Annotated in this window: 15 protein-coding genes and 1 riboswitch; of the genes, 9 read left to right on the top strand and 6 right to left on the bottom strand. The window is 73.1% G+C overall.

Annotation, left to right across the window (positions count from 1 at the left end):
* The first annotated feature begins 2 nt into the window (after nucleotides 1-2).
* The 5 genes from ftsR (at nucleotide 3) to D6B71_RS02615 (ending at nucleotide 6579) form a co-directional block, all read left to right on the top strand.
* Nucleotides 3-776 (top strand): transcriptional regulator FtsR, encoded by a 774-nt coding sequence (gene ftsR / locus D6B71_RS02635; protein WP_338036781.1) that lies wholly within the window; start codon nucleotides 3-5, stop codon nucleotides 774-776.
* A 45-nt stretch (nucleotides 777-821) separates the two neighbouring features.
* Entirely contained in the window at nucleotides 822-1289 is a 468-nt protein-coding gene (locus tag D6B71_RS02630) for a bifunctional nuclease family protein (protein ID WP_121251657.1), read from the top strand.
* A gap of 191 nt (nucleotides 1290-1480) precedes the next feature.
* Nucleotides 1481-2071: a MerR family transcriptional regulator gene (locus D6B71_RS02625; protein ID WP_121251655.1), complete on the top strand. Its 591-nt coding sequence runs from the start codon at nucleotides 1481-1483 to the stop codon at nucleotides 2069-2071.
* A 101-nt stretch (nucleotides 2072-2172) separates the two neighbouring features.
* Nucleotides 2173-2277: riboswitch (glycine riboswitch) on the top strand.
* A gap of 73 nt (nucleotides 2278-2350) precedes the next feature.
* Nucleotides 2351-5236: an aminomethyl-transferring glycine dehydrogenase gene (gcvP, locus tag D6B71_RS02620; RefSeq protein WP_121251653.1), complete on the top strand. Its 2886-nt coding sequence runs from the start codon at nucleotides 2351-2353 to the stop codon at nucleotides 5234-5236.
* Nucleotides 5233-6579 (top strand): serine hydrolase domain-containing protein, encoded by a 1347-nt coding sequence (locus D6B71_RS02615; RefSeq protein ID WP_240641008.1) that lies wholly within the window; start codon nucleotides 5233-5235, stop codon nucleotides 6577-6579. The genes gcvP and D6B71_RS02615 overlap by 4 nt, the downstream gene beginning before the upstream one ends.
* Nucleotides 6580-6613: 34 nt before the next feature.
* Here D6B71_RS02615 and D6B71_RS02610 read toward each other — a convergent pair whose 3' ends face one another.
* Both D6B71_RS02610 and D6B71_RS02605 read right to left on the bottom strand, forming a co-directional pair.
* Complete coding sequence (locus D6B71_RS02610) at nucleotides 6614-8014, bottom strand: metallopeptidase TldD-related protein (RefSeq protein WP_121251651.1); 1401 nt, start codon at nucleotides 8012-8014, stop codon at nucleotides 6614-6616.
* The gene (locus D6B71_RS02605) at nucleotides 8014-9549 is read right to left on the bottom strand and encodes a TldD/PmbA family protein (protein ID WP_121251649.1); all 1536 of its coding nucleotides are present in this window, start codon (nucleotides 9547-9549) and stop codon (nucleotides 8014-8016) included. Before D6B71_RS02605 ends, D6B71_RS02610 begins: the two co-directional genes overlap by 1 nt.
* Nucleotides 9550-9996: 447 nt before the next feature.
* Between D6B71_RS02605 and D6B71_RS02600 the strand changes: the two genes are divergently transcribed.
* From D6B71_RS02600 to D6B71_RS02585, 4 genes are read left to right on the top strand one after another with little or no spacing between them, the layout of a single operon-like run.
* Nucleotides 9997-10368, top strand: coding sequence for a hypothetical protein (locus D6B71_RS02600; protein ID WP_121251648.1), 372 nt, complete (start codon nucleotides 9997-9999; stop codon nucleotides 10366-10368).
* 1 nt (nucleotide 10369) lies between these two features.
* On the top strand, nucleotides 10370-11125 hold the full coding sequence (locus D6B71_RS02595) for a response regulator transcription factor (RefSeq protein WP_121251914.1): 756 nt from the start codon (nucleotides 10370-10372) through the stop codon (nucleotides 11123-11125).
* The gene (locus D6B71_RS02590) at nucleotides 11118-12275 is read left to right on the top strand and encodes a HAMP domain-containing protein (RefSeq protein ID WP_164519505.1); all 1158 of its coding nucleotides are present in this window, start codon (nucleotides 11118-11120) and stop codon (nucleotides 12273-12275) included. The genes D6B71_RS02595 and D6B71_RS02590 overlap by 8 nt, the downstream gene beginning before the upstream one ends.
* A 10-nt stretch (nucleotides 12276-12285) precedes the next feature.
* Entirely contained in the window at nucleotides 12286-13509 is a 1224-nt protein-coding gene (locus D6B71_RS02585) for a sensor histidine kinase (RefSeq protein ID WP_126688179.1), read from the top strand.
* On the opposite strand, the gene D6B71_RS02580 is transcribed toward D6B71_RS02585, so the two are convergent.
* The 4 genes from D6B71_RS02580 to D6B71_RS02565 form a co-directional block, all read right to left on the bottom strand.
* Nucleotides 13499-16516 (bottom strand): AAA family ATPase, encoded by a 3018-nt coding sequence (locus D6B71_RS02580; RefSeq protein WP_121251642.1) that lies wholly within the window; start codon nucleotides 16514-16516, stop codon nucleotides 13499-13501. The genes D6B71_RS02585 and D6B71_RS02580 overlap by 11 nt on opposite strands.
* Nucleotides 16513-17679, bottom strand: coding sequence for an exonuclease SbcCD subunit D (locus tag D6B71_RS02575; protein ID WP_121251640.1), 1167 nt, complete (start codon nucleotides 17677-17679; stop codon nucleotides 16513-16515). Before D6B71_RS02575 ends, D6B71_RS02580 begins: the two co-directional genes overlap by 4 nt.
* An 89-nt stretch (nucleotides 17680-17768) precedes the next feature.
* Nucleotides 17769-18266: a thioesterase family protein gene (locus D6B71_RS02570; protein WP_121251638.1), complete on the bottom strand. Its 498-nt coding sequence runs from the start codon at nucleotides 18264-18266 to the stop codon at nucleotides 17769-17771.
* Between the two features lie 117 nt (nucleotides 18267-18383).
* Nucleotides 18384-19181 carry a formate dehydrogenase accessory sulfurtransferase FdhD gene (locus tag D6B71_RS02565; protein WP_240641007.1) on the bottom strand — a complete coding sequence of 266 codons (798 nt, stop codon included), beginning with the start codon at nucleotides 19179-19181 and terminating at the stop codon, nucleotides 18384-18386.
* Nucleotides 19182-19190: the final 9 nt, after the last annotated feature.

Here is a 19190-nt window from a genome sequence, read left to right as displayed (position 1 = left end):
CCGTGGTGACCGGCCAGGTGCCGGGAGCGGCCCCCGGCGGCGGCTCCGGCATCCCGGCGGGGACGTCGCGGGCCCGGATGAACATCGGGCAGGTGCTCGACGAGCTGCGTCCCGACTTCCCCGGTGTCACGATCCCCAAGATCCGCTTCCTCGAGGACAAGGGGCTGATCAAGCCCGAGCGCACCCCGGCCGGCTACCGCAAGTTCTCGGCCGACGACGTGGAGCGGCTGCGCTACGTGCTGCGGATGCAGCGTGACCACTACCTGCCGTTGAAGGTGATCGGCGAGCACCTCGATGCCATCGACCGCGGTCTCGAGCCGCCACCCATCGAGCCGGTCGTGCCGACCGTGCCGAGGGTGGCCCTGGCCGCCGACGGGCTGCCCAGTCCCGAGTCGTTCCGACGCCACGACAACCTCCGGCTCTCGCGACGCGAACTGCTCAAGATCGCGCAGGTCTCCGAGGAGCTGCTCGACCAGCTCGAGCAGTACGCCCTGGTGACGCCGCGAGCGGGCACCGGTCACTACGACACCGACGCCCTGGTGATCGCGCAGACCGCGCGGGAGTTGGCCGAGTTCGGTCTGGAGCCACGCCACCTGCGAGCCTTCAAGACGGCTGCCGACCGCGAGGTGGGCCTGGTCGAGCAGGTGGTCGCCCCGCTGCGTGGTGGCCGCGACGCCGCTGCCCACGCCCGTGCCGATGACGCCGTGAGCGAGATCGCCGCGCTGTCGGTGCGGATGCACGCCACCCTGGTCAAGGTGGGCCTCAAGCGCTCCTGACGTCGCGACGCGGGCGGGCCCTCGGGGCCGGAGTAGGCTGACCGGGTGCGCGAAGTGGATGTCATGGGAGTTCGGGTCGAGATGCCCACCAACCAACCGATCGTGCTGCTGCGCGAGGTGACCGGCGAGCGCTACCTGCCGATCTGGATCGGGGCCGTCGAGGCGACCGCGATCGCTTTCGCCCAGCAGGGCGTGGTGCCACCGCGCCCGCTGACCCACGACCTGATGAAGGACGTGCTCGAAGCCACCGGCAACGAGCTGACCGAGGTGCGCATCACCGACGTCAAGGACGGCGTCTTCTTCGCCTCGCTGGTCTTCGGCTCGGGGGTGGAGGTCTCGGCCCGCCCTTCGGACTCGATCGCCCTCGCCCTGCGCACCGGCACCCGGATCGTCTGCGCCGAGGACGTGCTGGACGAGGCCGGCCTCGCGGTGCCGGCCGAGCAGGAGGACGAGGTCGAGAAGTTCCGCGAGTTCCTGGACCAGGTGACACCCGAGGACTTCGACGCTCACTGATCGCAGCACCTTCACCCTCAACCTGAGATTGAGGGTTGCGACACGCCGCCGAGCTCTTTGACCGGCCCGCTCACCCGCCGTACCTTGAAGTGTCTTCGTTGTAACTCCACCGTTGTGCCTCGCCGGGTCGGCGAGACGCACACACCTTCCCCGGCAGTTACGCACCACGAAGTAGACCCACGGAGGACCGTGTGAACGAGCAAGAGCCGCAGCGAGGCGCCCACCCCGACGCCGAGCTCGCCGCCGAGGCGGCCGAGGAGCAGGGGCTGCTCTTCACCGACGACGTCTCGCCGCTGCCGACCGACGCGGGCTACCGCGGTCCGACGGCCTGCAATGCGGCCGGCATCACCTATCGCCAGCTCGACTACTGGGCCCGCACCGGGCTGGTCGAGCCCACCGTGCGGGGAGCCAGCGGTTCGGGCACCCAGCGGCTCTACTCCTTCAAGGACATCCTGCTGCTGAAGGTGATCAAGCGGCTGCTCGACGCCGGCATCTCGCTGCAGCAGATCCGCACCGCGGTGCAGCACCTGCGCGAGCGCGGCACCGACGACCTGACCCGCGTCACCTTGATGAGCGACGGTGCCTCGGTCTACGAGTGCACCAGCAGCGACGAGGTCATCGACCTGCTGCAGGGCGGCCAGGGCGTGTTCGGCATCGCCATCGGCGGCGTGTGGCGCGAGATCGAGGGCACGCTCGCCGAGCTGCCCAGTGAGCGCACCAGCGTCGAGAGCCCCGCGGGCGACGAGCTCGCCGCCCGCCGCGCAGCCCGCAACGCCGGCTGACGCCCGACCTTCCGCGGTCTCCACAGCGGCCCGCCCCCTCGCGGTGGCGGGCCGCTGTGCCGTCCCGGGCCAGGCCCCTGCGCTAGATTGGGGCCTGCTGACGATCCCGCGCGGGAGAGTCTTCACCCGGCGACGAGCCGGGCGCGAAGCGCCGAAGGGGCAAATCCTCCCCGGAACCTCTCAGGCGCCAGGACCGCGCGGGGCAGGCAACTCTGAAGCCGGCTCCGGCCGCGACAGAGGGGGAGGGCGACCGAGTGACCCCACTGCGAGGAGCCCCCCGTGTCCGACCACCCCACGCTCAGCGAGCTCGACGCCACATCGCCGTTCGTCGACCGGCACCTCGGCCCGCGCGGTGACGAGATCGGCCGGATGCTGGCCCGCGTCGGCTTCGAGAGCCTCGACGCCCTGATGGACGCGGCCGTGCCCGGCGCCATCCGCAGCGCTCAGGACCTCGACCTGCCCAGCGCGTTGAGCGAGGAGGCCACAGCCCGAGAGCTTCGTGCGCTCGCCGCGAGCAACCGGCCCGGCGAGGCCATGATCGGCCTGGGCTACCACCCCACGATCACGCCGGCGGTGATCCGGCGCAACGTCCTCGAGGATCCCAGCTGGTACACCGCCTACACGCCCTACCAGCCCGAGATCTCCCAGGGCCGGCTCGAGGCACTGCTGAACTTCCAGACCATGGTCGCCGACCTCACCGGCCTGGCCACGGCGAACGCGTCGCTGCTCGACGAGGGCACCGCGGCGGCCGAGGCGATGACGCTGGTCCGCCGGGCGAGCAAGGGCCGCGCGGGCAGCTTCGTGGTCGACGCCGACGCGCTGCCGCAGACGATCGCGGTGGTGCGCACCCGGGCCGAGGCGATGGGCATCGACGTGGTCGTCGCCGATCTGAGCACCGGCCTACCGGACGACCTGGCCGACGGCGACCTCAGCGGTGTCCTCGTGCAGTACCCAGGCGCCTCCGGACGCATCCTGGACCCCCGACCGATCATCGAGGCAGCGCACGAACGTGGCGCTCTCGCAGTGGTGGCCGCCGACCTGCTGGCGCTCACCCTGCTCGAGGCGCCGGGCCGGCTCGGCGCCGACGTCGTCGTGGGCTCCTCGCAACGGTTCGGGGTGCCACTGTTCTACGGGGGCCCGCACGCCGGCTACCTGGCGGTCGGTGCCGGCCTCGAGCGGCACCTGCCCGGACGGCTGGTCGGCGTGTCGGTCGACGCCGAGGGGCGGCCCGCCTATCGGCTGGCGCTGCAGACCCGTGAGCAGCACATCCGCCGCGACAAGGCGACGTCGAACATCTGCACCGCCCAGGTGCTGCTGGCCGTCACCGCCGCAATGTACGCCGTCTATCACGGCCCCGACGGGCTGCGGGACATCGCCACTCGCACCCACCGCTACGCCACGGTGCTCGCTCGGGCACTGTCCGATGCCGGCTACCGGATGACCCACCAGGAGTTCTTCGACACCCTCGGCGTCGAGGTGCCCGGCCGTGCCGCCGAGGTCGTGGCGGCCGCCCGCGCCCTCGGCGTCCAGCTGCGCCTGGTCGACCAGGACACCGTGGGCCTGTCCACCTCCGAGACCACCAGCCGCTCGACCGTCACCAGCGTGCTGCGGGCCTTCGGCGTCCTCGACGAGGTCGATCTCGACGCCGTCGACCGCGCCGCCGGCGACGCCCTGCCCGACCCGCTGCGGCGGAGCACGGCGTACCTCACCCACGAGGTGTTCTCCAGCCACCACAGCGAGACCGCGATGCTGCGCTACCTGCGCCGGCTCTCGGCGCGGGACTACGCGCTGGACCGCGGCATGATCCCGCTCGGGTCGTGCACGATGAAGCTCAACGCGACGACCGAGATGGAGCCGATCTCGCTGCCCGGCTTCGCCGACCTGCACCCGTTCTCCGCGCCCGAGGACGCCGCGGGCTATCGGCAGCTGGTCGGTCAGCTGGAGGCCTGGCTGGCCGAGGTGACCGGCTACGACCGTGTCTCCATCCAGCCGAACGCAGGCTCGCAGGGCGAGCTGGCCGGCCTGTTGGCGATCCGCGGCTACCACCGGGCGCGCGGTGAGGCCGAGCGCGACGTGTGCCTGATCCCCTCCTCGGCGCACGGCACCAACGCAGCCTCGGCGGTGATGGCCGGCATGCGCGTCGCTGTGGTCAAGGCCGCCGCCGACGGCGCGGTCGACCTCGACGACCTGCGCGCCCAGTGCGACAAGCACGGTGCGCGGCTCGCCGCGGTGATGGTCACCTATCCCTCGACCCACGGTGCCTACGAGGACACCATCACCCAGCTGTGCGAGATCGTGCACGGCCACGGCGGCCAGGTCTACGTCGACGGGGCCAACCTGAACGCGCTGCTGGGCTTCGCCCGGCCCGGTGAGTTCGGGGGCGACGTGTCGCACCTGAACCTGCACAAGACCTTCTGCATCCCGCACGGAGGCGGCGGACCGGGTGTCGGTCCGGTCGGTGTGCGCGCCCACCTGGCGCCCTACCTGCCCAGCCACCCGATGCACCCCGACGAGGGGGCCCGGGACGGCATCGGGCCGATCTCGGCGGCGCCGTACGGCTCCGCGGGCATCCTGCCGATCTCCTGGGCCTACGTGCGGATGATGGGTGCCGCGGGTCTGACGCGGGCCACCGCGGTCGCGGTGCTGGCCGCGAACTACGTCGCCGCGCGGCTGGCGGAGCACTATCCGGTGCTCTACCGCGGTCACGGCGGGCTGGTCGCCCATGAGTGCATCCTCGACCTGCGACCGCTCACCAAGGCGACCGGCGTGAGCGTCGACGACGTCGCGAAGCGGCTGGTCGACTACGGGTTCCACGCGCCCACGATGTCCTTCCCGGTCGCCGGCACCCTGATGGTCGAGCCCACGGAGTCCGAGGACCTCGCCGAGATCGACCGGTTCTGCGACGCGATGATCGCGATCCGCGCCGAGATCGACCGTGTGGCTGCGGGGGAGTGGACGCCCGAGGCGTCCCCGCTGCGGGGGGCCCCGCACACCGCGCAGGCGCTGGTCGGCGACTGGGACCGCGGCTACAGCCGCGAGCTGGCGGCCTTCCCGACCGGCCCGGACCCCGACAAGTACTGGCCCCCGGTGGCCCGGATCGACCAGGCCTACGGCGACCGCAACCTGGTCTGCTCCTGCCCGTCGCCCGAGGCGTTCGAGTCGTGACCGCCGCGGCGCGGGTCGGTGACCAGACCGCACACCGGCTGCTCGGCCGGGTGGCCGCCGCCCAGGCGTCGGGACGGCTGCCGTCGGTGGTGGCGAGCGTGGTGCGCGACGGCGAGCCGGTCTGGAACGGCCACTACGGAGCCGATCCGGTGCCCGGGCACGACCCGCAGGACGTGCAGTTCCGCATCGGCTCGATCACCAAGACCATGACCGCGGTGCTGGTGCTGCGGCTGGTGGCGGAGGGCCGGGTGGGTCTCGACGAGCCGGTCTCGGCGGTGCTCGGCGAGGTGGGGTACGCCGATCAGACGATGCGGGCGCTGCTGGCGCACGGGTCGGGCATGCAGTCCGAGCCCGCCGGTCAGTGGTGGGAGCGCACGCCCGGCGTGGGGTTCGAGGAGCTCGCCGCCCGGCACGACGGCTCCGGTGCGGTGTTCGTGCCGGGAGAGCGGTTCCACTACTCGAACCTGGGCTACGCCCTGCTCGGAGAGGTCGTGGCCCGGGCGAACGGTCGCCCGTGGGAACAGTGCCTGCGCGAGCAGCTGCTCGAGCCGCTCGGCATGCAGCGCACCTCCTACCTGCCCGAGGGAGCCGCGGCCCAGGGCCACAGCGTGCATCCGTACGAGTCGCGGCTGGTGGCCGAGCCCGCCACGGACACCGCGGCGATGGCGCCGGCCGGGCAGGTCTGGGCCACGGCGGACGACCTGGGTCGCTATGCCGCCTTCCTGCTCGCGGGGCACCCCGACGTGCTCGACGTGGCCACACTGCGCGAGGCGGCGCACCCGCAGTCGGGCGACCGCCACGACGCCCTGGCCTACGCCCACGGCCTCGGGTTCCAGCTGTTCGCCGGTGGGTCGGGGATGCTGGTCGGGCACGGCGGCTCGATGCCCGGCTTCCTGGCCGGCTGCTTGGTCGATCACGAGCGGCGCACCGGGGCCGTGGTGCTGGCCAACGCGACCAGCGGGTTCTCGCCGACCGGTCTGGCCGTCGAGCTTCTCGAGGAGCTGGAGCGGTGCGAGCCGGCGCTGCCCCGGCCCTGGGAGCCCACCGGCCCGCTGCCCCCGCAACTGCACGGCGTCCCGGGCGTGTGGCACTGGGGGAACACCGCCCTGCTGTTCCGGATGGAGGGATCCGACCTGGTGGTGCGTCGCGACGGCGAGGAGAAGTACCGCTTCGGGGTGCGGGGCGCGGAACTGGTCGGGCTCTCCGGCTACCACGCCGGCGAGCGGCTCGAGGTTGCGCGGCGCCCGGACGGGTCGGTCTCGCACCTGGTCGCCGCCACGTTCGTCTACACCCGGACGCCCTACGACCCGGACGTGCCTGTGCCGGGCGGCCACCCGGAGTGAGCACCCGGCCGGGCTCGGACCGGAGCAGGCCTGGTCAGAGCGCCTGCGAGACGCTCGACATGTTGAAGTCGGGCACCCGCAGCCCGGGGGTGGCGGTGCGCGAGAAGTAGTCGTCGCCCCACTCGCGACTGAAGCTGGGCACGGTCGCGGAGGCGTGGCTGAACCGCCGCAGGAGGTCGATCGGGCTCTCGTTGAAGCGGAAGTTGTTGACCGCGCCGGTGATCTCGCCGTTCTCGACGAGGTAGACGCCGTCGCGGGTCAGGCCGGTGAGCAGCAGCGTCTGCGGATCGACCTCGCGGATGTACCACAGGCAGGTGAGCAGCAGGCCCCGGTCGGTGCCGGCCACGAGGTCCTCGACCGAACCACTCGCCCCATCGACGTCGAGCACGAGGTTGTCGATCGCCGGGGTGACCGGCTGGCCGGTCATGGCGGCGGTGTGCCGAGTCTGCAGAAGCGCGGTCAGGTCGCCGTCGCGGATCCAGTCGGTGCGCGACAGCGGGAGACCGTTGTCGAAGACCGAGGACTCGTTGCCCGAGGCAGACGCGACCACGAACGGGGCGCACTCGAGGCCGGGGTGGGCCGGGTCGGACCACAGGTTCACGCCGAGGCGGGTGAGCATGTCGCCGATGCGGGTGCCGCCGCCGCGGCGGCTGTAGACGGACTGCCCGTCGTGGGCGACGCGGGCGCCGGCGTACCAGTAGGCGTCGATCATCAGGTCGGCGACCGCGGACGGCGGCAGGATCGTGTCGTAGCGGCCGGCGGGCAGGTCGACGCGGCGCGCGCCCCAGGAGAGCCGACGGGCGAGCTCGGCGTCCATGGCGAGCGCGTCGACGTCGGCGAAGTCGCGGGTCGCACCGCCGACCCAGGCGCTCTGGCCGAGGTCGGCGGTCTTGCCGGTGCATCCGTAGTGCCCGGTGGGCTGCACGTGGCGCAGCCGCAGCCCGGTCGTGGACCCGAGGTAGCTGGTGGTGAGCTCGTGGTTGACGAAGCCGTAGAGGACGCGCTGCTCGGCCCGGGCCCGGCCGAAGGCCTCGCCGAGCGCCGGGGCGAACGCGTCGTAGACGTGGATGTCGGTGCGCACAGGCGCGTCGTCCCAGTTCGCGTCGGCCCGGCCGGCCACCAGGTCGGCTGCGTCCTCGGCGGGCGAGCCGACCCGGGCGGCGGCATCGGCCGCGGCGACCAGCTCGCGCACCTGGTCGATGGTGGTGGCCGAACCGGTGACCGACCCGGTGGCGATGCCTGGCGAGGTGCGCACGAAGGAGATCGCGGTGACGTCCAGGCCCCGGCTGACTCCGTTGGTGGTCAGGGTGTTGTTGGCCCACCGCAGGTTGGCGGCCGCGCGATCACGCACGATGAGGATGCAGTCGTCGCCGGTGGACGCGGCGAGCCCGGACTCGACGAGCTGCTGCGGGGTGGGGGCGCTGGTCTGGGTCATCAGTGGGCCGCCTCGTCGGAGGTGTTGAGGATGCGGACGCCGCGGAACAGTGAGGTCGGGCAGCCGTGGCTGACGGCGGCGACCTGCCCGGGCTGGGCCTTCCCGCAGTTGAAGGCGCCCCCGAGCTCCCAGGTCGCAGGGCCGCCGACGGCCTCCATGGAGCCCCAGAAGTCGGTGGTGGTGGCCTGGTAGGCGACGTCGCGGACCTGGCCGGCGAGCTCGCCGTTCTCGATCCTGTAGAACCGCTGGCCGGTGAACTGGAAGTTGAACCGCTGCATGTCGATCGACCAGCTCCGATCGCCGACGACGTAGAGGCCACGCTCGACTCGGCCGATCAGCTCGTCGGTGCCTGGCCCGTCGGTGGCAGGTTGCAGGGACACGTTCGCCATCCGCTGGATGGGCACGTGGGCGGGGGAGTCGGCGTAGGCGCAGCCGTTGGATCGGCCCTGACCGCCGGAGCTGTTGACCTCGGGGTGCAGAGCCGCCATCGACCGGTCGAGCTGGTAGCCGACCAGGATGCCGTCGCGGACGATGTCCCAGCTCTGTGTCTGCACCCCCTCGTCGTCGTAGCCGATGGTGGCCAGGCCGTGCTCGACGGTGCGATCGCCGGTCACGTGCATGACGGGAGAGCCGTACTGCAGGGAGCCGAGCTTCTCGAGCGTCGCGAAGGAGGTGCCGGCGTAGTTGGCCTCGTAGCCGAGCGCCCGGTCGAGCTCGGTCGCGTGTCCGATGGACTCGTGGATGGTGAGCCACAGGTTCGAGGGGTGGATCACCAGGTCGTAGCTGCCCGCCTCGACACTCGGCGCGGCGAGCTTCTCGGCCAGCAGTTCGGGAACCTGCTCCAGCTCGCTGTCGAAGTCGTAGCTGCCGTCGGTGAGGTACTCGTAGCCACGACCCGCGGGAGGTGCGATCGAGGCCATCGAGTCGAAGGTGTCGGCGTCGGCGCCCATCGCCTCGAAGCCGGGCTGGATCCGGATGCGCCGCTGGGTGGTGCGGGTGCCGGCCAGGTCGACGTAGTACTTGTGCTCGTCGACCTGGAGCAGGAACGCGGAGGCGTGGTCGACGGCGGCGCCCGCCCGGAGCCGGTCTGTCCAGTCGATCAGGAGCGCTGCCTTGTCGGCGACCGGGACGTCGAGTGGGTTGACCTGGTAGGAGGAGACCCAGGTGACGTCGTCGTGGACCGGCTCGGGGGCGAGCTCGACGGGCTTGCTGGTCATCGCTGCGGCGACGTGCGCGACGGCGACCGCCTGCTCGGCGACCCGCACGGCCTCGTCGGGGGTCGGCACCACGCCGGCGGCGAAGCCCCAGGCGCCCCGGTGGACGACCCGGACGGCGAAGCCGAGATCCTCGGTGTCGCTCGCGCCCTGGAGCGATCCGTCACGAACCGAGAGTTGCTGGTAGCGCACCCGCTCGAACCGGAAGTCGGCATGGGTGACGCCGAGCTCCCGGGCGCGGGAGAGCGCTGCGTCGCCGAGCGCCCGATAGGGGAGGGAGATGAAGGCCGGATCGAGGCTCGGGGTGGGCGCTCCGCTCATGGGCCGAACCTACCGGAGCGAGACCGGGGCATCGTTGTGACGCAAGTGTGTCGTGGATGAGACGTCGGTGTGCGGTCCGCGTGATCGGCGGCTGCCTAGCGTTCTGGTCATGAGTTGGAAGCCGGTCCCGCACCGGGCACGAGGTGGCAGAGGGAGCACCCCGGCCACCAGGCCCGCCGCACGTGCGGCGCGATGTGGGTCGAACCCACCGTTGCCGATGCGCGGGCGTCGCCGCTCGGTCCACGCCCGCCGGCTCCTCAACCCCCGAACGCCGGTGAGGGCACCCCACCCCCCTGGGTGCCCTCACCGGTTCTGAACCTCGCCGTGCAGCAGCCGGCGACACCGACCCGGTGGGGGCGCCGATCCCCCAGGCGTCCCCACCGGCTCCACTGCGACGGCTCCCACCGTCGCCGCCCCTCACCGACCTTCGAGCGCTTGGAGTAGCGGATGTCCCGCAGACGCGGCACGGCACTGGCGTTGGTGCTCCTCGGCGGCGTCCACGTCGTCGGCGCCACGCGCCAGCCGCTGCTGGCACTGTCCATCACCGGCGGCTTCCTGGCTCTGCTCGCGACGGGAGGGGCCGTGGGGCTGTGGTTCCAGGCCTCGTGTGAGTGTCGGCTCCTCGGCCTGGTGGCGGCGGCGACCACGACCATCGGGCTGGTGCTGACCCTGACGGTCGGCCTCCCCGGTGCGTCCGCGGCACCGCTCGGCCCCGGCACGCTGCTCGCGTTGGCGCTCGCGATCGCCTGCTCCCTGCTCGTGGCGCGCCCGGCTCTCGTGCCCGCCGTGGACCCGCAGGAGTCGCCGTATGCTCGCTGAGATGACCGCACGGATTCTCCTGGTCGAAGACGACGACGGCATCGCGGTGCCGTTGTTGCGCACGCTGGAGCGCGAGGGCTATCTGCTCAATCGGGTCGAGACCGGCGCCGAGGGCCTCGCGGCGGTCGCCAGCGAACCCGCGGACCTGGTGCTGTTGGACCTCGGGCTCCCCGACATGGACGGCATCGAGGTCTGCCGTCGCCTGCGCGAGACCGGCTTCCGCGGCGGCGTCATGATCCTGACGGCGCGTGGCGGCGAGCTCGACCTCGCAGTCGGCCTCGACGTGGGTGCCGACGACTATCTGGGAAAGCCCTTCGGCCTCGGCGAGCTGCTGGCCCGGACGCGCGCCCTGCTGCGGCGGACCACCGAGTACGCCGGGGCGGGCGACGCCGCTGCCCAGACCGTCGCGGATCCACCCGCCCTCGCTGCGGACCGCGACGCGACCCGGCGCCCAGCCGCGACCCTGCGCGTCGACCGGCGCGGTCGCCGGGTGTGGATCGGAGACGACGAGGTGGCTCTCACATCGAAGGAGTTCGACCTGCTCTCGATGCTGGAGCTGGAGGCCGGCGCGGTGGTGCGCCGGGAGCAGCTGATGAGTGAGGTGTGGGACGAGAACTGGTTCGGCTCCACCAGGACCCTCGACGTCACGATGAGCCGGCTCCGTTTGAAGCTCGACGATGCCGGCGCTCCCGTCAAGGTGGTCACGGTGCGCGGGGTGGGCTTCCGGCTGGAGCCTCGCAGGCCCGACGATGCGTGACCGGCTGGTCGCCGCCTTCGTCATCCTGATCGCGGTGGGCGCCCTGCTGTTCGGGCTGCCGAAGGCCTATCAGCTGGCGGATCTGGTCGAGGACCAGCAGCGCGCCGAGGTGGCCGGGGCGGCCGACCAGACCGTGCACCTGCTGGCCGTCGCCGGCGATGCCGGACTCGAGGTGACGCCGCGACTGCTCGCCGGGGGACTGGGCGCCGACGACACGGCCGTCTATCAGGCTGCGGACGGCACCGAGGTGACGTCGCAGACGCCCCCCGGCCCGGGCGACCTGTCGGTCACCCGGGCGGTCCCGGGCGGCGGGTCGGTGACGATCGCACGCTCGGCGGCGTCGGTCGAGGACCGCGTCGGGAGCGCGCTGCTGTGGCTGGTCGTCCCGGGGGTGGCGCTGCTCGCCGCCGCGCTGGCGGCGGGCCTGCTGCTCGCCCGCCGGCTCGCCCGCCCCTTCGAGGACCTCGCCGTGGCCGCGGACCGGCTCGGGGCGGGGGAGTTCGACCTGGACATCGCGCCGCAGCGGGTGCCGGAGGCGGACCGGGTGGCCGAGAGCCTGCACGACAGTGCCCGTCGGCTCGAGACCCTCTCCCAGCGCGAGCGGGAGCTCGCCGTCGACGCCTCCCACCTGCTGCGCACCCCGGTGACCGCGATCCGGTTGGGCCTGGAGGACCTGTCGTCGTGGCCCGAGACCCATCCCGTCGTGCAGGACGAGCTGCATCGGGTGCTCGCGGAGCTGGACCGGCTCTCCCTCGCGGTGACCGGCCTGGTCGAGCAGCGTCGGACGGTCCCGGCCGCGCCGGGCACCGCCGCGCCCTTGCTGACGATGCTGGAGGAGGAGCTGGAGCGGGTCGGAGCCACGCTGGTCGCCAGGGGACCGGCCGGTGCGGCCTACCCCCGGGCGGCTGCGCGGCAGCTCGCGCGGGCGGTGGGGCAGGTCGCCGGCGACCGCGGGCGGGTCGATGTGGCGCAGCACCAGGATCTGGTGCGGCTCACGATGTCGCGCTGCACGCCGGGGCTGGTGCGGCTGCGCGGGCTGGAGGAGGCGACGGCGGTGCTGGGCGGATCGCTGGCCGCCGACGGCACCTGCGACCGGGTGACCCTCTGGCTTCCCGTCGTTCTCGCTGCCGAGGTGGCGTCCGGCACGTAGCGTGGGTCACATGCCGCCTCCCTCGGGTCAGGAGATGGACGCGCCGCGGTCCGAACAGATCGAGCGGTACGACGTCCTCGAGCGCCCCGCACCGCCGGATCTGCAGGCGCTCGTCGACATCGCCGCCCAGATCTGCGAGGTGCCGACGGCGGCGATCAACCTGATCACCCACGGCGAGCAGCACCAGATCGCGACCGCCGGCTTCGCACCCGAGGTCTGCGCCCGGGACGACTCCATGTGCGCCGCCGTGCTGACCGAGACCGCCCCGGTGATCGTCGAGGACGCCAGCCGCGACGACCGGTTCCGGCTCAACCCGTTCGTCACCGGCGACATCGGGGAGGTGAGGTTCTACGCCTCGGCCCCACTGGTCACGCCCGCGGGCGTCACCATCGGGCGGCTGTGCGTCTTCGACTCGGTGACGCGCGTGCTCGACACCACCCAGGCCGACACGCTGGAGCTGCTGGCCCGGCGCGTGGTCGACGTCCTGGAACTCCGGTTGCGCACCCGGCAGCTGGAGGAGTCGTTGCTCGAGCTGACGCACACGCGCGACGAGCTGCACCGGTCCAACGAGCAGCTCACCCACTTCGCCTCGCAGGTGAGTCACGACCTGATGAACCCGCTCGCCGGGATCATCGCGAGTGCGGAGTGCCTGGCGACCGAGCAGGCGGTCCGCGACGACCCGGTGCTCGAGGCGCAGGTCCGCAACGTGTTTGACTCCGGACGACGAATGGAGGCGATGGCCGTGGAGATACTGCGCCACGCCGGCCTGGGCGCCCGCCTCGACAAGCGCACCGTGGATCTGGACCGGCTGCTGCGCGAGGTGCGGCTCGACCTCGCCGATCTCCTCGACCGCACCCGGACCACGCTCGAGGTCGGTCCGCTGGGCGAGGTGGAGGGTGATCCGCGTCAGTTGTACTCGGTGTTCTTGAACCTGCTGTCGAACGCGGCGAAGTTCACCCGGCCCGGCGTGCCGCCGCGGGTGAGCGTGCGCCGGGCGGTCGGCGAGGGCGTCCGGCTCGAGGTCGTCGACCACGGGCCCGGCATCCGGCCCGAGCGACGGCGGGAGGTGTTCCGGCTGTTCGCCCGCGCCGACCATCGGGTGCCGGGCAGCGGCATCGGCCTGGCGACCGTGCACCGCATCGTCACCGCCCACGGTGGTGTGGTGACTCTGGCGGAGACGCCGGGAGGGGGCACCACGGTCGTGCTCGACCTGCCCGCCTCGATCAACCGATGATCGCCACCGTCGAACCGGCGCGGCCCTTGCTGACGACCAGCTGGGTGGGGATGCGGTCGCGCATCTCGGGGACGTGGCTGACCACGCCGACGATGCGCCCGCCGTCGCGCAGCGAGTCGAGAACGTCGAGGACGTCGTCGAGCGTGTCGGCGTCGAGGGAGCCGAAGCCCTCGTCGACGAAGAGGGTGTCGAGGTCGGCGCCGCCGGCCTCCTGGGTGATCACGTCGGCCAGCCCCAGCGCGAGAGCGAGGGAGACCACGAAGGTCTCACCGCCCGAGAGGGTGGCGGGGTCGCGCGACTCGCCCGACCAGTCGTCGCGCACCAGCAGGCTCAGGCCCCCACGCGTCTCGCCGGCGCCCCTGCGCCCGGTGTGCTCGAGGGAGTAGCGCCCGTCGCTCATCCGGGCGAGCCGCTGGTTGGCCGACGCCACCACCTGGGCCAGGCGGTAGGCCAGGACATAGGCCGAGAGCCGCATCTGCAGCCGGTTCGCTGCCGACTTGCCCTCGACGAACGAGCACAGATCGCTGGTGGTCTGCAGCTCCTCACGCAGTGGGTGCCACTCGGCCAACGCCTGCTCCAGCGCGGAGACCAGCTCGGCCAACCGCTGCGCGCGCACCTGCCACCGCGACTCGCGCGAGCGTGCCTCGCCCAGGGCGGCCAGCGCGGCCGCATGGGCCTGTTCCAGGCTCGGGACGTCGGGGAGCGGCACCGCTGCCAGATCGGCCGCACCGGGCTCCTCCTCGAGCACCGCGGTCACCGCTGCGCGGCGGCGCTGGTGGTCGTCGATGCGGCGGGTCAGGGACTCGACGTCGCGCGGGGGGAGGACCGCGTCGAGCGCGTCACCGACCGTGTCGAAGCCCGCCTCTGCGGCCGTGGACCGCAGCGACTCCTGGGCGGCCCGCTCCGCGGTCAGGCACCCAGCGAGGTCGTCGACCGCGCGGGCGGCTGCGCGGAGCAGGTCGACCCGCTCGGCGAGGGCGCCGGCGAGTGCCTCGAGCCGGTCGTGGCCCGAGCCGCGCAGGAGCGCGCGGACGCTCTCGGCGGCCTGGGCCGCTTGTGCCGCGCAACCCTCTTCTTCGGCCTCGAGGCGCGAGCGCTCCTCGCCCAGCACGGCGAGCTGTTCGGCCAGCGACTCGCGCTCCTCGTCGAGCGCCTTCTCACGGGCGGCGAGCGCGGTCGCCCGGTCGGCGGCATCGCGGGCAGCGCCCAGCTGCTCGCGCACCCGGGCGGACTCGGCCTCGACCTCGGCCAGGGTGCCGCCTCCGGCCCGGTCACGAGCGACCCCGAGCTGGGTGGTCAGGTCACGCACGGCCTGGTCGTGCAGGTGCTCACCGGCCTTCGCGTCGTCGACCTCCCGCAGCGCACGCCGCTCCGCGGCGGCGTCGGGGGCGTCCGGCGAGGCGGCCGCCTTGTGTGGATGGTCGGCCGACCCGCAGACGGGGCAACAGGCACCGACCGCGAGCGCACCGGCGATCTCGGCGGCCATGCCCTCGAGCCGTGCCTCTCGGATGTCGAGCCAGTGTTCGCGGCGCCGGGCCGCCACCTCGCGGGCCTCGTCGAGGGCGGCGCAGGCGGCGGCCAACCGTGGTTCGAGCTCGGCCAGCTGCTGGTGTGCGGTGAGTCGCGACCGGAGCCCGGACAGCGCAGCCTCCAGCACCGGCACCTCGGCCGCCCTCAGCCGAGCCGACTCGAGGTCGGTGCGGACCTCCTGGATCTGCGGCGGCAGCTCCTCGGCCCGGGCCCGGAGGCCGGCGAACCGGATCGCGGTCCGCTCTCGGGCCACCTTCAGCTGGCCCACCTGGGTCTCGAGCTGCTGGAGCAGAGCCTCCTGGGGGAGCACGGCCCGCACCCGGGCCAGCTCGTCGACCGCCGCGCGCTCGGCCTCGGCGAGATCGTCGGCGCTCACCTCGTCGGCTCCGCCGAGGATCAGCAGACCCAGGGCAGGGGCGGCAGCGGCCACGGCCGCGTCTGCGCGCTCCCGCGCGGCCGTGAGGTCGGCGAGCGTGCGGTCGGCCACGCGGTGCAACGGGACGACGACGGCGGCCCGCCGCGCCAGGTCGAGCCGGGCGCGGTCGTCTTCGTGCTGCGCGGTGCCGGCGTCGAGGGCTGCCAGCTCGGCGGTGGCTCGGTCGAGGCGCTCCTTGCGCTCGGCGAGTGCGCAGGCCTGCTCGAGGGCGCGCCGGCCGTCGAGCTCGGCCGACGCCTGCCGCTCGGCCACCGTCATCGCTTCGCGAAGAGCCTCGGTGGCCTCGGTGTGCAGCTGCTGCGCCCAGGCGAGGAGCCGACCGTCGGCGGCCGGCTCGGTCAGGTCGCGCACCTCCCAGTCACCGGGCAGGGGGCGTTCGGTCGCCTCGCTGACCCGGCTCACGAGATCGGCCACGGCCTGGTGGTGCTGCTCGCAGGATCGGCGTAGGTCGAGCCGCCGGTCGCGCAGCCAGCGCTCGACCTGCTCGAAGCGACCGGTGCGGAACAGCTGCTGGAGGAGCTGGTGGCGCTCCTCGGACCGGGCTCGCAGGAACGCCTGGAACCGGCCCTGCGGGAGCATCGCCACCTGGGTGAACTGGGTGAGGTTCATGCCGACCAGGCGGCTCACCAGGTGACCGGTCTCGTCGAGCCGGCTGGACAGGTGCGACCACTCGCCGCCGACGCGCTCGGCGATCGAGACCGAGGCCTGCTGGGTGGTGGTGCCGGTGCCCCGCTTCTTGGGCCGCTCCCACGCGGGTGAGCGGACGATGCGGAACCGGCGCCCCGCGAGCGTGGCCTCGAGCCTCACCTCGGGGGCGACACCGGGACCGGCCTGATCGGAGCGGAGTCGCCGCGCACTCGAGCGGTCGCCGGGGACCTCGCCGTAGAGAGCGAAGCAGACCGCGTCGAGCACGCTGGTCTTGCCGGCGCCGGTCGCCCCGGAGAGCAGGAAGAGCCCCGACGCCCCGAGCTGGTCGAAGTCGACGCGCACGGTGCCGGCGAACGGCCCGAACGCGGTGGCCTCGAGATGGTGCAGCCTCACGCCGGCCTCCCGGCCGGCGGACGTGGGTCGGCCTCGGCGTCGTCACAGCAGCTGTCGACGGCCTCGCGCAGCAGCGCCGCCTCGGCGTCGGTGGCCGGAGCCCCCCGCAGGTCCTTGACGAACTCGAGCGCGATGTCGTGGTCGGTGCGCCCCTCGGTGCGCCGCGCCGGCAGCGCACCCAGCCGGGGCCCCGACTCCTCGAAGCCGAGGACCAGCGTGTGCGGGAACCGCTGACGCAGCCGCTCCATGGCGCGCACCGGACGGACCTGGTCGGTCAGCGTGACCTGCACCCAGTCCTGCTCGTGTCGGGCCAACCCGGGATCGCTCAGCAGGTGGTCGAGCTCACCCCGCAGCCGCGCCAGCGAACGCGGCACCGGCGCCCCGACGAACTCGGCCGAGACCAGCCCTTCGGGGCCGATCTCGACGAGCCAGGAGCCCTTGTGCTGATCGGCCTCGGAGAAGGAGTAGGCCAGCGGCGAGCCGCTGTAGCGCAGGTGGTCGGCGAGGGTGTGGCGGCCGTGCAGGTGACCGAGGGCGACGTAGTCGACGTCGTCGAACAGCGACGTCGCCACCCGGGAGACCCCGCCCACGCTGATGTCTCGTTCGGAGTCGCTGGGCTCGGCTCCGGCGACGAAGGCGTGCGCGAGCACTACCGAGCGCGCCGACCGCCGAGCCAGGTCGGCGCGCACCCGGCGCATCGCCTCGGCCAGCGCCGCCTCGTGGGAGCGGGCCGGCAGCCCCCAGGGCTCGTGGACCGCGATCGGGTCGAGATAGGGGATCGCGTGCACCGCGACCGGCCCGTGCTCGTCGTCGAGCAGGATCGGCGCACCCACCGTGCTCGGATCGGTGCGGATGAAGACCCCCGCCGCGTCGATCAGCCTCGAGGAGAAGCCGAGCCGCTGCGCCGAGTCGTGGTTGCCGCTGCTCAGCACGACCTTGGCGGGTGAGGCCGCCAGCCGGGCCAGGGCCTCGTCGGCCAGCCGGACCGCGTCGACGTGGGGGAGGGCGCGGTCGTAGACGTCGCCGGCGACGACCACCAGGTCGACGTGTTCGGAGTCGACCACCTCGAGCAGGTGGTCGACGAATGCCGCCTGATGGGTGAGCATGCCCTCACGGTGGAACGACCGGCCCAGGTGCCAGTCGGAGGTGTGGAGGATGCGCACGGCCGTCACGTTAGGCGGGGGCGCCGACAGCCGGTCGCTGCCACGCCGTCACCGGGTCGTGGCACCCACCACGGCGGCGCCGCGGGACGTCAGCGCAGACCCATCGACCCGGACAGGTCCGGGGCGAACGGCAGCTCGGCGTCCTCGGCGATCCGCCGGTCGAGGGCCGCGGCGACGTCCTCCGGCCAGGGCGCGGTGCGCCGGCTCTCCATGTCGATGTGGAGGAAGATCTCCTCCATCACGAAGCTGAGCTGCCGGTGCGTGTCGTCGAGCAGGTAGACCAAGGCGTGCGCCGCCCGCTCCGAGCGTCCGATCAGGCGGACGCGGGTCGACATCATGTCGCCGGTGCGCAGCTCGGCCAGGTAGACCAGGTGGTGCTCGGCGGAGAAGCACGCGTGGCCGGACGCGGGCCAGTTGTGGGCGATGCCGGCGGACACCAGGGACTCGTCGAGCCCCTCGCTGGCGATGCCGGTGTAGTGGCGGACGTTGAGATGGCCGTTGGCGTCCTCGAACGCGACGGGGACCGGCTGCTCGGCGTACGCCGGGAGGGCGACCAGCTGCTCGTACGTGGGGTGGGGAGTGCTCACGCGGGGGGACGATACTGGTCCGCCTCGCCGGGCTCCTCGTCAGCCTGGGCGGAGTCTCACCTCGTGTGCCGGATCAGACCTGAACCGTGCATGAGTCAGGCATGAGTCAGGCATGGGTCAGGCGTACCGCACGCACCGGTCGCTGGAGGTGAAGCCGAACAGGGCCAGCCCGGCCTCCCGGGCCAGCTGCACCGACAGGCTGGTCGGCGCCCCCACGGCCACCAAGGCACCGACGCCGGCGGCGACCGCCTTCTGCACCAGCTCGAACCCGGCTCGGCCGCTGACCACCAAGAAGGCCTCCTCGGGAGGCTGGCCGGCCAGCACCCGGGCTCCGGTGACCTTGTCGACGGCGTTGTGCCGGCCGACGTCCTCACGGACCGACAGCGCCCTCCCGGAGGCGGTGAACAGTCCGGCGGCGTGCACGCCGCCGGTGCGGGCGAACACGGTCTGCTGGCCGCTCAACGCCTCGGGCAGCCGTCGCACCACGCCCGCGTCGGGCGCGGGCCCCTGCCATCGGCGACCACGCACGACGTCCAGGACCGCGCCGACACTGTCCTTGCCGCAGACTCCGCACGCGGAGGAGCCGGTCGCGGCACTGGCGTGCCGGTGGCCGACGTCCGAGCGCGGTCGGCCGGCGAGGGTCACGGTCACGACGTTGAACTCCTGCTCCGGTGTCAGCGTCGCGTCGGTGCAGTAGGCGACCGTGGAGATGTCGCCCGGGTCGGCGAGCCCCTCGTGCGTCAGCCAGCCGGCGGCGAGCTCGAAGTCGTGGCCCGGGGTCCGCATCGTCACCCACACGCGGTGCGCGGCGACCCCCGGCCAGGCCAGCCGGATCTCGAGCGGCTCCTCGGTCGCCAGCCGGTCCTCGTGGCGGCGCTCACCGTCGGGCCCCAGCTCGGTGACGTGCGTGCGCACCGTGGGACC

It is taken from the genome of Nocardioides ferulae (assembly GCF_003660455.1).
In the GTDB taxonomy this organism is placed as follows: Bacteria; Actinomycetota; Actinomycetes; order Propionibacteriales; family Nocardioidaceae; genus Nocardioides; species Nocardioides ferulae.
Note: the sequence above shows the minus strand (reverse complement) of the source record. Positions and strands in the feature narration are given on the sequence as shown.

Bases quoted from the DNA above. Each gene is read 5' to 3' on its own strand.
- D6B71_RS02605 (WP_121251649.1), bottom strand. From the start codon at position 9,549: ATGAGCGGAGCGCCCACCCCGAGCCTCGATCCGGCCTTCATCTCCCTC.
- D6B71_RS02600 (WP_121251648.1), top strand. From the start codon at position 9,997: ATGTCCCGCAGACGCGGCACGGCACTGGCGTTGGTGCTCCTCGGCGGC.
- D6B71_RS02595 (WP_121251914.1), top strand. From the start codon at position 10,370: ATGACCGCACGGATTCTCCTGGTCGAAGACGACGACGGCATCGCGGTG.
- D6B71_RS02590 (WP_164519505.1), top strand. From the start codon at position 11,118: ATGCGTGACCGGCTGGTCGCCGCCTTCGTCATCCTGATCGCGGTGGGC.
- D6B71_RS02610 (WP_121251651.1), bottom strand. From the start codon at position 8,014: ATGACCCAGACCAGCGCCCCCACCCCGCAGCAGCTCGTCGAGTCCGGG.
- D6B71_RS02585 (WP_126688179.1), top strand. From the start codon at position 12,286: ATGCCGCCTCCCTCGGGTCAGGAGATGGACGCGCCGCGGTCCGAACAG.